This window comes from Pseudarthrobacter sp. S9 (assembly GCF_050156545.1).
In the GTDB taxonomy this organism is placed as follows: domain Bacteria; phylum Actinomycetota; class Actinomycetes; order Actinomycetales; family Micrococcaceae; genus Arthrobacter.
In genome coordinates, this window is the sequence record NZ_CP189578.1 from 1 (window position 1) to 12,117 (window position 12,117).

General features: G+C 64.3%; 12 protein-coding genes and 1 pseudogene. 5 read left to right on the forward strand and 8 right to left on the reverse strand.

All coding sequences use genetic code 11. The annotated features are described in order from the left end of the window. Nucleotides 1-12: 12 nt before the first annotated feature. The 8 genes and pseudogenes from ACQCSY_RS24160 to ACQCSY_RS24195 all read right to left on the reverse strand — a co-directional run. Nucleotides 13-348, reverse strand: a pseudogene (locus ACQCSY_RS24160) (DUF4913 domain-containing protein); the annotation flags it as partial. After that, nucleotides 278-2,047: a type IV secretory system conjugative DNA transfer family protein gene (locus ACQCSY_RS24165; protein ID WP_427136663.1), complete on the reverse strand. Its 1,770-nt coding sequence runs from the start codon at nucleotides 2,045-2,047 to the stop codon at nucleotides 278-280. The pseudogene ACQCSY_RS24160 and the gene ACQCSY_RS24165, both read right to left, overlap by 71 nt. Next, complete coding sequence (locus ACQCSY_RS24170; protein WP_427136692.1) at nucleotides 2,048-3,640, reverse strand: ATP/GTP-binding protein; 1,593 nt, start codon at nucleotides 3,638-3,640, stop codon at nucleotides 2,048-2,050. Next, nucleotides 3,640-5,151 carry an SCO6880 family protein gene (locus ACQCSY_RS24175; RefSeq protein WP_427136664.1) on the reverse strand — a complete coding sequence of 504 codons (1,512 nt, stop codon included), beginning with the start codon at nucleotides 5,149-5,151 and terminating at the stop codon, nucleotides 3,640-3,642. Before ACQCSY_RS24175 ends, ACQCSY_RS24170 begins: the two co-directional genes overlap by 1 nt. Nucleotide 5,152: 1 nt before the next feature. After that, on the reverse strand, nucleotides 5,153-6,469 hold the full coding sequence (locus tag ACQCSY_RS24180; RefSeq protein WP_427136665.1) for a hypothetical protein: 1,317 nt from the start codon (nucleotides 6,467-6,469) through the stop codon (nucleotides 5,153-5,155). Continuing rightward, complete coding sequence (locus ACQCSY_RS24185; RefSeq protein ID WP_427136666.1) at nucleotides 6,469-7,197, reverse strand: hypothetical protein; 729 nt, start codon at nucleotides 7,195-7,197, stop codon at nucleotides 6,469-6,471. Before ACQCSY_RS24185 ends, ACQCSY_RS24180 begins: the two co-directional genes overlap by 1 nt. Before the next feature lie 11 nt (nucleotides 7,198-7,208). Next, nucleotides 7,209-7,496 (reverse strand): hypothetical protein, encoded by a 288-nt coding sequence (locus ACQCSY_RS24190; protein WP_427136667.1) that lies wholly within the window; start codon nucleotides 7,494-7,496, stop codon nucleotides 7,209-7,211. A 13-nt stretch (nucleotides 7,497-7,509) separates the two neighbouring features. Continuing rightward, nucleotides 7,510-8,130, reverse strand: a complete 621-nt coding sequence (locus ACQCSY_RS24195; RefSeq protein ID WP_427136668.1) for a DUF6668 family protein — start codon at nucleotides 8,128-8,130, stop codon at nucleotides 7,510-7,512. 114 nt (nucleotides 8,131-8,244) lie between these two features. Between ACQCSY_RS24195 and ACQCSY_RS24200 the strand changes: the two genes are divergently transcribed. From ACQCSY_RS24200 to ACQCSY_RS24220, 5 genes are read left to right on the forward strand one after another with little or no spacing between them, the layout of a single operon-like run. After that, a complete protein-coding gene (locus tag ACQCSY_RS24200) occupies nucleotides 8,245-8,514 on the forward strand; it encodes a helix-turn-helix domain-containing protein (protein WP_427136669.1) in 270 nt (89 codons plus the stop codon). Nucleotides 8,515-8,542: 28 nt separating this feature from the next. Further along, complete coding sequence (locus ACQCSY_RS24205; RefSeq protein WP_427136670.1) at nucleotides 8,543-9,607, forward strand: CHAP domain-containing protein; 1,065 nt, start codon at nucleotides 8,543-8,545, stop codon at nucleotides 9,605-9,607. Nucleotides 9,608-9,617: 10 nt separating this feature from the next. Then, nucleotides 9,618-10,148 carry a hypothetical protein gene (locus ACQCSY_RS24210; RefSeq protein WP_427136671.1) on the forward strand — a complete coding sequence of 177 codons (531 nt, stop codon included), beginning with the start codon at nucleotides 9,618-9,620 and terminating at the stop codon, nucleotides 10,146-10,148. Nucleotides 10,149-10,155: 7 nt separating this feature from the next. After that, entirely contained in the window at nucleotides 10,156-11,592 is a 1,437-nt protein-coding gene (locus tag ACQCSY_RS24215) for a chromosome partitioning protein ParA (RefSeq protein ID WP_427136672.1), read from the forward strand. 55 nt (nucleotides 11,593-11,647) lie between these two features. After that, nucleotides 11,648-11,890, forward strand: coding sequence for a hypothetical protein (locus tag ACQCSY_RS24220; RefSeq protein WP_427136673.1), 243 nt, complete (start codon nucleotides 11,648-11,650; stop codon nucleotides 11,888-11,890). Nucleotides 11,891-12,117 lie beyond the last annotated feature (227 nt).

Consider the following 12,117-nt stretch of genomic DNA (forward strand, 5'->3'; position numbering starts at 1 on the left):
CACGCTCATGCCCGTGGCTCCTTCCAGACGCAGGAACTCCCAGGCACGCCAGAGAGCTTCCAGCCGGCTAATCGCTTCGGCGTGCTTCCACCACTGAGGGCACCAGGTGATCCCGCCGCCAGGGTTGATGTGCCGGCGGTACGTGGGGGCCAGCTTCTCCCCCACGAACTCAGCCACGGTGGCATAGAACAGTTCGGGAGCGTCCTCGTCGGCTTCCGCCGGCTCAGCGGCGTCCGGAGCCGTGCCGTCCAGCTCGTCGTCCCACTCCCCCAGGCTGTCACTCATCCGAGGCTCCCGCAGCAACCCAGCGGTTGCCGGCAGCGGCCGGCGGCCGGTTCGCCGGATCATGGGCAGCAATGGAGGCCCTGACCGCTTCGGCGTGCGGGCCACTCATCCAGGGCACCGTTTCCAGCAGCGCCGCAGGGACACCGGAAGCGAACATGATTGCGCGGCCGCGAGGGAACGCGGCGAGGTCCGAGACGTCCAGAGTGCGTTCCTTGCGGTCGTCGTCGTGGTTGTAGGACGTGCCCTGTTTAGAACGGCTCTTGGTCATGTTGGAATAGCGGTACTCCCCCACCAGCTGCGCGAGCTCGTTCAGGAACTCCGCTTCGGCGACACCGCCGCCGTACACCTTGATATTGGCCGCCGACCAGAGCTTGCGCATCCCTTCGCGTCCCCAGACCTCCACGCCCTGCGACCAGGATTGAAGGATGGTCATCAGAACGATGCCACGGGAACCGTAGTGGCTGTAGAGGTTCGGCAGTTCCCGCCAGCGGCACACGTTGGCCGCCTCATCCAGGACGCCGATCATGGGCGTGGCCAGGCGCCCGCCAGGGGAATGGACGGCCAGTTCTTCGGCCGCTTCCACCGTGGCCACGGTCAGGGCCGTCACCAGGGGGCCGGCGGTTCCCTTGCCCTCCTTGGACAGGCTGTACAGCGTGCCCTTGGACCGCACGAACTCGGCCGGATCGAACTGCGGCCGCGTGTCCGTCGAACCCTGCGGAGTTACCCACTGGGCCACCTGGCGGTTGGTCAGGCAGGATGCCATTTGCAGCGCCGTGCCGTAGACACCGCCGCGCTGCTTGTCGGGAGCGTTGACGACGCCGGCCACGGCGTTGGAAGTTTGGGTGAATCCGTGGGTTTTGAGAATGTCCACGGCCTCATCGTCCGTCGGCCGCGTCAACCAGGTGTGCACCTGCGTGATGGGCCGGCCGTCGAGGGCGGCAGCCAGCAGCAGACCGGCGAGAAGATCCTGCCCGGCAGGGTCGAAATAGGCATCCGTTTTTGCGTCGGGACCGCGAGAGCCGGCGGCAAAGTGGTCCGCGAGCCGTGCGGCCCGCACTTCGTCCGTGACGTAGCTCAGCGGATTCCACCACCAGGCCGGTTCCTCCAAGGCCACCGACTGCGGATCGAAGACCCACACCGGCCCCTCGCCGGCCCGGACGTCACGGGTGCCGTCCACAATGTCGCGTTTGTTGGAGGTGACCAGGGCCGCGCCCGGAGCGGCGAGAATTGCCGGGATCGCCCTCGAGGTGGTCTTACCCGTTCGCGGCCCCCAAATGTCGATGTGCATGTCTTCCCACGAGCCAAAGACCAGCTGGCCGCCCAGGACCGTCTTACCGACAGGAACACCAGGTGAGCCCTTCACGCCCAGGCGCTCGGCGGTGGCCGTCGCCCCGCGCAGGCTCAGCGCCCGCAAGTCCCGGCCCTTGGCCATGTGCTGGGCGGCGACGTCCACGCGGGACCGCTTGGACTTCCTGCGCAGCACCGCCCGCAGCACCAGCACGCCCAGGGCAACGACAACGACGCCAAACCCGATCAACACCCAGGTGGCGGCCGCCGGCCAGGTCACGGTGCCCTTGAAGAGGCCGACCACCAGGGCGAACGGATTGCCCGGGAGCTGCTGGCCGTCGCCGGCCAGCAGTGATCCCAGGTGCACGGCCCCGGTCACGGAGCCGACGCCCAGCACCACGGCGGTAATGATCACCCAGAGAATGATCGTTTCGCCGGTCAGCTGGGAGCGCTTGTTGCTACTCGGTGCACCCACTTACTCTTCCCCCTCATCGTGCCAGCGCTTATTTGTATCGTGCAGCGATTTTTCAACACTGGTTAGCTTCAAGGCCACGGGAATGCCGGGGCGGCCGCCGACTTTGAAGAGGAACTTCCCCAGCCCTGGTCGCACCCTCTTGCGGGAGCCGCCCACGTCCGTCCACGACCCGGGGTCAGCCCATGAAGTGAGGCGGGCCTGTTCGGCGCGGGAGAGTGTGACGGCCTTGTTTAGCTTCTCCATTTCGCCGCTGGGCAGCGCCCCGCAGACCACCATGCCGGAGCGCTCGACAAAGCCGCGGGCCTTCATCCGTTCGGATTCGGTAGGCAGCGCCTCCAGGTCGCTCATGGTGTGGGTGATCATGGCCTGGCCCACGCCTTCGGTGCGGTTCAGGCGGGTCAGGGAGTCCACCCGGTCCACCATGCCTTCACCGGAGCGCAGTGCCCGCCACAGCTCATCCATCACGACAAAGTAGTTACGGCGCGGTTCCAGCCCGGCGTCGGCCAGGGCGTGGGCGACCTGCACGGTGGCGAAGCCGGTGGACCAGCAGGCCAGCAGTGAGGCTGCCTGAATGTCCCGCTGGGTATCGGAGATCCCGGAGAGGTCGAAGACCACCGGTTTTGACAGGTTCATCGGCTGATCCGTCGGCCGGGAGAACATGTCACCGAACCTGCCCGAGCCGTTGAGGGAGTAGAGCGAGGTGCGCAGCTGGTCCGTTGCGTCCAGGTAGCGGGACATATCGCCACGGTCCAGGGCAATGTCGCGCAGCTCGTCGGGAGCGTCCTTAATGACCTCGATCAGATCGCCGATCAACGGCACCCGGTCCAGGCGGTCGTCCAGGATGTGCAGCGCACGGTCGATCATGGATTCTTCGTGAGCACTGGGCTTCTGGTTCCGCACAATCGTAATCAGCGCTGTCACCATGTTCAGCCGGCGGTTGTGGGCGTCAGCCATGAGTTCTTCGGCCAGCTTCTCCGCTTTCGCCGCCGTGCCCAGCAGACTCTTTTTCTCGTTCTCATCCGTGGCCCGATTGGCCTTGGCCCGGTTCTCTTCGGCGGCGGTGAGCAGCCGGGCGGCCGCGCCTGTGGCTTCGCCGGGATCAAGGACGTTCAGGTGGCCACGGCCAGGCCCCAGGCTAATGACCTGGCCGCCCATTGCCTTGATCAGGTCGACGTAGTCCGGCTTCAAGTCGCCCAGGATCAGGGGGTTTATGCTTCGGCCGGCGAGGCCCAGGACGATGTGCCGCACCAGCGTGGACTTGCCGTAGTGCGGCAGGCCCAGGACGAACATGGACGGGTTGTTGATCATCCCGTGCATGAACCAGCTGATGGGGTCTCCGCCGAACGGTGCCCCCGTGTCCGTATGGACACCAATGGGCACACCGAGAATTGGCGTACCGCTGCCGCCGACAAAGGGCCACAGCCCACAGACCTGCACGGAGGTGCCGCGCCATTCGTCGGCGGCCGTCACGTAGGCCGCTTCACCCTGGCCGCGTCCGCGCCAGCCGCGGAAACCCGGACGGCGGACTACAGCACGGGGCAATGTTGGTGTGCCCGCAGTTGTCTTCTTGTGCTTGGTCTTGTTGCCGAACATCACAGTGCCTCCCGGATCTCTTCGGGAACCTTCAGATGCTTCGGCAAGACCAGACCGAGCGGGAGCGAGGCCGCAAAGGCCGAATCCTGGGAGCCGTAGGCGCGGCGCAGGAGCAACCGTGCTGACGGGCCGAGGTTTCCTTCCACCGTGGCCACGGCGTCGTCAAAGCTGTCAGCCGACAGCACCGTGGCGGTGACGACCATGCCGAAGTTGACCAGCCCGGCGCCCTTGGCCTCTTCGGCCGCGGTTGCCTGTGCTGCGCGGGCATCAACGAGGGAACGGGCGGTGGGCCGGTTCGTTGATGATGCCCTGGTGAGCGCGTTCGTCTGGTCGGACTCGACGATGGCGGCGGCCCGGCCGGAATCAATGGGCCGGTACAGCAGCGTCACGCGCTTGCGGTCAATCTCCCCATGCGGGGCAACCAGACGTCCCAGCACCGAGGACAGGATGTGGCCGCGCGGTGCGCCGGTCATGTGCCAGGACACGGAGTGTCCGGAGTCGTGCCGGTAGCTGTCCCAGTTCGCCTGATGCGCCGACGGGCCGACTTCTCCCCAGGTGAGGTCCACGGGAGTTCCCTGGTAGTGGGCTTCGTCAATCAGGCGGGCGGCTGCCGGATCGTAGGCAATGCGTATGACCTCGCACAGCTCCCGCGCGTTCAGTGGGGCACAGGCCCCGGCTCCGGTGGATTCCAGACGTTCCGTGAGCCCCGGGAGCCGGGATGCAAGATCGCGTGCGATTTCTTCGGCTGTGCGGCGCTTGCCGCCCGAACGGGCAGCGGCGCTGAACGTCAGTGCCACCCAGGCGCGGATTGTTGCCGAACCCTGCGGGTACGTTTCCAAGGCTTCGCGCAGCATGGCCTTGGCAATGTCCGGGGCATCATCATGGATGTTCGATTCGACTTCCCGTCTGAGCCGTGCGCCCGAGTCCGGGGCTGTTTCAACAGTCACGGACGCGGCCACCACGGCCGGTTCGTTGGACAGGCTGGCGAGCCAGCCGCCCCAGTTCGCCACCCAGGAGTCCACCTGTTCCGGATCGACCAGCGACGCGCCGTCAGGGTGGGTGCCGAAAACGACGGTGTAATGGCCCATGGAGGGAAGGTGAATCAGGGCAAAGGGACGCCCGTAGGAGTCGTGGAACTCATAGAGCCTTGAACCCGCCGCGATGCCCGGTAGCTGAAACTCTCCCCATGGCGTTAGGCCGAGCGGGCCGGATCGGTAGAGGTTCGTCTTCTTCCTTCGGCCCGCGCGGAACGCCAGGCGACCAAACGCCCGTTCTCCCAGGGATTTGTTGTGTTTATCCGTGACCGAAACGACGGCCAGCGCCAGCCCGAGCACAACCATGGCGATCACCCCGGCCAGCCAGCCCCCAATGAAGAAGCAAACGACAGTAACGATCAGGCCCAGGAACAGCCCGGCCGTGGCCAATCCGCCCAGTGTGCCGATCCCAGCCTTGCGCGGCCGCCGCCAGTTACCGTAAGTCGGTTCCCTGTACGTGTTTTCTATAGCCGCCATATCAGGCACCCCCTGTTGATTCTTCGGTCACGGTCTTGGCCGCACCAGCGGCGGCCTGTCCTGCTTCGATGCCCTTTTGCGCGGCCATGACGCCAACCCCGGCCGGCCCTGCTGCTGCGGCTGCTCCACCGCCAGCTGCAGCGGCTCCGCCTCCCCCTGCAGCACCACCGCCAGACGATCCAGCACCCGACGCAGCGGGCGTACCGCCGCTGGTTCCTGAACCGGCAGTCTTGCCGGCGGTGCCGGAAGAACCGGCATCCCCCTGGCTCCCGGTGCCGGACGGCCCCTGAGAACCGGAAGAAATATCCGAACCAGCCGAGGACACGTTGCCGGCAGAACCGCCTCCACCCCGGCCGGCACTGCCCATGTTGATCGCCCCTGAAGCCAACCCGGCCACGGTTCCGGCTGCCATCGTGCCACCGCCGGCGGCAACGGCACCGACCATCGGGGTTACGAACCGCATCAGAGCAGGCATGGCGAACAAGGCAACAACCATCAGCGCCAGCCCCGTGACCGTGGCCAGGAACGCAGACCCGAAGTCCTTCCCGTCGCCTCCGTTGCCGAAGATCCTGGCACCGGAAAGCCTGAAGGCCGTCGCGTAAACGATGGCAGCTGCTGGCTTGTACAGAATGAATGCGATCAGCCAGGCCGTGCACTTCTGGAACCAGCCCTTGCCCGCCTCGGTGTTCGTAAAAGCCGCCGCTGTAGGAAAGATACCCGTGAGAATAACGAGCAGGCCCCCACGGATGATCATCAGGACGACCTGGATGGTGGAGGCGATAATCGCGATCAGGCCGAGCAAGATAATCATGATCGACCCGATCGGGCTCGTGGCAGAGAGAGCGATCATGGCGCTGATCTTCTCGTTGAAGGACGTTCCCTCCGTGGATTTTTCGATGATCCACACTGAGAACTGGTCCGCCGCGACTGTCAGCAGCCCGACCGCGGCGACGCCCGCACCGGAGACGACAACCAGTGTCGCCAACGACCGGCCGAGATCCCGCAGCGGGGCGCCCCTGCGCTCGATGATCATTTTGGCCGCCCCCACCAGGACAGACAAAACGGCCAGCGCTGCTGTCCAAAACCACAAACTGCTCTGCAGAAAAAGAACAGGATCACTTGGCGCGCTCCCGCCAGGAGCCGCCGTGAGGTTGGGGGTGCCGACGTTGACCCAGAACGTTCCGAGGGTTTTCACTGTCTGTCCGACCGCATCAGCGATCGCCTTGGCCATGTTCTTGATGGAGTCGTTGGCAACATCCTGGAATGCCTGGCTCGCCTGACAGCCGAGATTAATGGCATCCCATCCATCACAAGCCATTACACGCCCGCCCAAGGGATGTAGCCGCTTAGGTCAGCAATTTGGCGGGCGCCGGTGCTACCGGTGGCCGGAACCAGGAATTTCCAGTCTCCGCTGTCCCACTGGAGCGGGACAGGGATGGACAAATATGTTCCGTTGCTGCCCTTGAAAGCCAAGTCGGCTACTGCCCGGTCCCCGTTGTATGAGCGAAACGCGAAACCAGCCAGCTGGGCCGTCTGAGTGTACGTTTCGGAGGGTTCGGGCTGCTGCAGGAGGGTGTCTCTTTCGGGACCCGGGAAAGCCAGGTTTTCAAACACGAGGCGAGCTTTTCCGGCGCTAGAGAGGGCCGTCACGTTCACGGCTGCGTAGAGAGCCCCCGTGGGAGAGTGCGCGAAGCATGACCGAAGGCCATTCGGGTCAGTCTTGCCAGGTCCGTATTTCGTCGGCGATGTCGGCGCAGCAACCTTGCCGATTAGCTCCCACTTGGTGTTGGCTGGTTCCGTTGCGGGCTTGCTCTGGTCACCGTCAGGAAGTCCGCAGAAGCTTGCGCCCGCTGACGGGCCGGGCTGGCCGCTGGCGGTTGTGGTGCTGCTGGGAGCTGGTGCCGGCTCAGCGTTTCCGCTGCCTTTCGGCAGCAGAGCCAGGACAATGCCGAGGGCCACGATGATGGCCACGACAACGGCCGAGATGATGAACTTAGGCTTCGTCAGTGGATTCTGGTCTTCGTTCGTTTCTGCCGGTGCTGTCATGGCTTTACTCCTTAGACCAGGGCGCCTACAACGCCGGATGCGACGCTGGCGAGGATGCAGCCGCCCAGGACCCAGGCCAGGCGGCCCACGTGTTCCCCGCCTTCACCGCGGCGGTTGTTGACCATCATGGTTCCGGCGCAGGCAAGAATGCCGACGACGGCAAGGGCGAAGACAATCCAGGCGATCCACTTGAGGATGGTCAGCAGGCCGGCGGCCCCGGGAGGGGCCTCACCCGTTCCGGGGTTCGGAACCTCGGCAATAACGTAGCTTGACCAGTACATGGCTTTTGAGAGCAGCATTGGTTTCCTCTTTCTATTTGACCGGGAGACCGGAGGTAGTTGATGTTGCGGCGATATGGACTTGCTCGAGCACCGTGCGCGCGTCCTTCGGCAGCAGCTCAAGTGCCAGGTCGCGGCCGAAGCGCCAGCCGTCAATCCAGGGGAAGTTCCATATGTGCGGCACTCCCCCGCCAACGATGCGGGCGAAGTCCCGGAGTTCTTTGGGGATCCGGCCGGGGGCATCGGACATGATCACGAGGCCGGCCACTCGTATGCCAGGCAATGAGCCTGATGCCCATTCCGTTGCTGCCCGTTGGGCGGCGCGGAGGCCGGATATGTTGGACCGGGCCACGAGCACGACGGTGGTTCCCGCTTCTGACCGCGGCCAGTGATGCCCGGCCGCCCTAGTGCTCTTGTCCAGGCCTGCGAGCGATGTCTCGCCGGCCCCGCCGTGGACGCCGAGCCACCAGTACCGGGCTGCGCTGCCGGAGACGTCCTGGCGTGGAAGGCGGTCCGCATGATCCGGCTGAGGGACACTGAGCTGGGGCCTCGTCGGTCCTGTAGGAACGAGCATTGGTGGTTCCGGAATCGCCGGAGTCGTGTCTTCGATATTTTCCGATACGGCGCTGACCCAGCGGTTTATTGAGATTGGCATTTAACATCCCCCTGTTATGTCCGCAATGATCGTATCCATAGCCGCCGTCAGTGAAGGACATCGAATGTACTCAATCATACGCAATTATACGCGATCATGCTGTATCGTGTTGCTATGTGGTGGGGAGTGTCGTTGATGGACCGTAAGTACATCGACGCCCTGTTTAGCGGCTTTCCGGAGCGATTGACAGTCACACAGCTGTCGGAGGCGCTCAACCAGTCGAAGCAGACGACCTACAAGTGGCTGCAGGCCGGCATCATTCCTGCCTACCAGCTGGATAAGACGTGGCTGATCTCACGTGATGAGGTCGCTGATTGGGTGTGGGAAAACCGGAACTCGCTGCGTGAGGGCCGAACCCCGGCGCCGAACGAGGAACCGGGCTAAAGCCCACCAAATGTGAGGGGGACACATTTTGCAGCAACGTAAGCCGGGACTGGCCCTGGCGGTAGGCGCCGGCGCTGCGCCGGTCCTCCTTGTGCTGTCGATCGTTCTGTTCGGCGGAGGCCAAGCAGCCGCCGACATCTGCTCCCCGACATCGGGCAGCGTCAGCGTTGACGTGAAGCAGTTGCCCAAGGTGCCCGTTTCCGGATACCAGGGCGAGCAATTGAAAAACGCGGCCTTGATCATCAACGCCGGAAAAACCCTGAAGCTTTCGGCCCGCGGCCAGACCATCGCTGTCATGACCGCCATGGGGGAATCAGGCTTGAAGGTGCTGGACCATGGCGACGGTCCCGGGCCCGACTCCCGGGGGCTGTTCCAGCAGCGCGACAACGGCGTGTGGGGCAGTTTCACGGACCGCATGGACCCGACCATTTCAGCTACGAACTTTTTCAAGGGGTTGCAGAAGGTCGAGGGGTGGGAAAAGCTCGATCCCACCATGGCAGCCCACCGGGTCCAGCGGAACGCGGACCCGTACCACTACCAAAGCTATTGGCCGGCTGCGGTGGGCGTCGTGGCGGCTCTTGCAGACGTCAAGGCCAGCGACAACGGGGGCGAAAGTTCTTGCGGGATGCCGGGCGATTCCGGCAAGGGAGACGACCTGCCGTGGCCCGACGCTTCGATCTACCAGTCAAGCCCGCTGGGCATGTACAACCGGGAGTGCGTTGACTTCGCGCTCTGGCGGATCAACCAACAGCTGGGCAGCACCACCGCGCCGTACAAGGTGCTCAACGGCTCCTTCCGGCCCGACGGTGCCGTGCTCGGCTCAGCACTGACCTGGAAAGACGGCTGGGATGCTAAAGGCTGGCCAACCGGCAATACGCCCCGCGTCGGCGCAATCGCCTGGTACGCCCCCGGTGCCGGCGGAGCCGACGCCACATACGGCCACGTGGCCGTGGTCAAGGCCGTCAACGGCGACGGGACTTATCTGGAAGAGGGCTACAACGGCAACCTGGCCCCTAACGATCACGTCTACTACACCCGAACAAACAAGAACAGCGTGCCCAGCGCTTTCCTGTACCTGCCCGGCAGCAAGTAACGGAGGAACCATGAAACGAACACTGACACTCCTGGCAGCAATACTCCTGTGCACGGCCTGCGCTCCCACAGCGAACACTGGTGGAGGTCCGGAAAAGCAACCCATCTCCACCTCCCCCGCAGTGGTAACAGTGTCTCCCTCGCTGAGCGCCGGCGGTAAGTCCCAGGCCCCGGGCGGAACGGCCCCGGCCACACTGGGCATCGTGTGGGACGACGCGAGTAAGAAAGCGGCGCTGGACACGGCCACTCAGGCCATGGCCCTCTATGCCCGCCCCAGCGTCCCGGACAAGGTATGGATTCAAGAACTCGGACAGCTCCTGACCTCCCAGGCCGTTGCTGACTACCAGTACGTCGACCCAGCCAACATCCCCGTCACGAAAATCACGGGCCCCGGCCAGTTGACGATCGATCCAAGTAATGGCTTCGGCTGCCATGTCGTATTCACCACAGACGCCGGAAACTACGACGTTCAACTGTTGCGCGGCACTGCTGACAAAGCATGGCAGGTCAACCGATTCACGCCCCCGAACGGCTCCAAGTAAAGGAATGATGATGAAAACCCAAGCACTGGACTTCCCCCGGATTGACGCCGTTCTACGGGCCAACGGAACCGGCGAAGTCACGATCAACGGCACCTCCCACCCCATCCAGGCCGCAGACGAGGCAGCCGTGCTGCGCGAAGCGCTGCGCCTCATTTCCGATACGGCTGCCCAGCTCGGCCGCCCTGTGAAAGTCACCACCATCGACCCTGACGGCCAGGGCCATATCGTAGTGTCCCCCGCGGGCACCGTGAGCGAAGCGGCTCCCGTAAAGCCTGCCCCGCGGCGGCAAAAGGAGCCCGTGTCCGCGCCGGCATCTCCCATCCCCTCTGTACAGGAACTGACCCCGGCCCCCGTCGAACCAACGCCGGCCCCGGCGGCCGCCGCGCACGTGCAGCCAGCCACGGCACCTGAACCGGCGGAGACGGCTCAGCCCGTCACGTTCGCTTCCGTTGTCGACCAGGCACCGGCCGCCGCACCGGAGACAGTCACCAGGCGGAGCCTCAAAGAGACGTCATTCCTCGTCAGCGCCCCAGTTCTGGAACCGGCCACACGAGGCTGGCGCGGCACTCTCACGCGGCTTGGATTCCGCATGGAACCATCCCCCGAAGAGATGGCCGAACGCGAAGATATTCGGACCGTAAGCCAACACTGGCCCGGCCCCCGCATAGTGGCCGTCGTCAACCGCAAGGGCGGAGCCAATAAGACACCTACCGTCGTCATGCTCTCGGCGGTCCTGGCCCGTTACAGCGGAGCCGCCACGGTCGCCTGGGACAACAACGAATCCCAGGGGACGCTGGGCTGGCGCACGGAAAAGGGAGTTCACGACAACAGCGTTTTGGACCTCATTGACTCCTCCCAAACGCTGCTCTCCCCCAGCACGAACGCGGCCGAGATCGCCCGATTCGTCCACCACCAGACGTCGGATAAGTTCGACGTCCTGCGCTCGGACGAAAACGAAGAGGGCGACCACGAAGTGACCGCCGAAGAAGTGGACATTGCCCACCAGGTACTGACCCGTTATTACCGGCTGATTGTCATGGACTCGGGCAACACCGCAAGATCCGCGAATTGGCGGCAGATGATTCACCACACCAACCAGCTCGTGGTGCCCGTGACGGCCATTGAAGACCGGGCGGAAGCGGCGCGCCTGACGTTGCAGACGCTTGAATCCCGTGGCGGCCACGACGCGGAGCTGGCCCGGAATGCCGTCGTGATCGTCTCGGAGTCCACCGACGCCAAGCGCAGCATGGGTGGAGACGCCCTCAAACGCGCCAAGGCAGAGGCCCAGCGCATTGCCGACGGCTTCGCGCCCCATGTCCGGGCCGTCGTCCGCATCCCCTACGACCCGGCCCTGGTCAACGGCCCCATCCGCTATGACGCCCTACAGCCAGCCACGCAGCGGGCATGGCTGGCGGCGTCCGCCGCCGTCGCCAGAGGTTTCTAGACGACACGCGTCAACGCTCCCACATAATTCTTAGCCCTAAGGTTAGTTTCGATCCATGACTACTGCACTGCGACGCAAGCGTGGCACGGCGCTGGACAATGTCCAGCTAGTTACTTCGGTGCCACGGGAACACAAGGATCTCGTCTTTCTCATGGCTAAGCACGCGGGCGTCTCAGCGAGCGAAGCTATGGAACTCATTCTCGGGCAGCTACGCGCCGAGATGCAGGCAGACGGCCTGCCGTCATGGTTCGCCCGAGACCAGCTAATTGAGGCCCTGCCTATCGCTAAGGCCAGTTAAAGGAAGAAGGCCCGCACTAGGCGGGCCTTCAAAAAGTTTCTCGTTCAGATCCGAAATCTTGGCGGACCAAGATCTGAACAGTTCCAAAAGCTCCCTCAAACGAGGTGGCTCCCTTTCGTACATCCTTTTCAGAAAGTAACTGATGTCTATGGTACCGGCACATGCGCCGTCGTCAACACATTCCCCGCCGAGTGTCGGCTGTCAAGTCACGCCTGCTGAGGCATGGA

Excerpts from the sequence above, each read along its gene's own strand:
- ACQCSY_RS24170 (WP_427136692.1), bottom strand. The coding sequence starts at position 3,640 with ATGTTCGGCAACAAGACCAAGCACAAGAAGACAACTGCGGGCACACCA.
- ACQCSY_RS24175 (WP_427136664.1), bottom strand. The coding sequence starts at position 5,151 with ATGGCGGCTATAGAAAACACGTACAGGGAACCGACTTACGGTAACTGG.
- ACQCSY_RS24180 (WP_427136665.1), bottom strand. The coding sequence starts at position 6,469 with ATGGCTTGTGATGGATGGGATGCCATTAATCTCGGCTGTCAGGCGAGC.
- ACQCSY_RS24185 (WP_427136666.1), bottom strand. The coding sequence starts at position 7,197 with ATGACAGCACCGGCAGAAACGAACGAAGACCAGAATCCACTGACGAAG.
- ACQCSY_RS24190 (WP_427136667.1), bottom strand. The coding sequence starts at position 7,496 with ATGCTGCTCTCAAAAGCCATGTACTGGTCAAGCTACGTTATTGCCGAG.
- ACQCSY_RS24195 (WP_427136668.1), bottom strand. The coding sequence starts at position 8,130 with ATGCCAATCTCAATAAACCGCTGGGTCAGCGCCGTATCGGAAAATATC.
- ACQCSY_RS24200 (WP_427136669.1), top strand. The coding sequence starts at position 8,245 with ATGTGGTGGGGAGTGTCGTTGATGGACCGTAAGTACATCGACGCCCTG.
- ACQCSY_RS24210 (WP_427136671.1), top strand. The coding sequence starts at position 9,618 with ATGAAACGAACACTGACACTCCTGGCAGCAATACTCCTGTGCACGGCC.
- ACQCSY_RS24215 (WP_427136672.1), top strand. The coding sequence starts at position 10,156 with ATGATGAAAACCCAAGCACTGGACTTCCCCCGGATTGACGCCGTTCTA.
- ACQCSY_RS24220 (WP_427136673.1), top strand. The coding sequence starts at position 11,648 with ATGACTACTGCACTGCGACGCAAGCGTGGCACGGCGCTGGACAATGTC.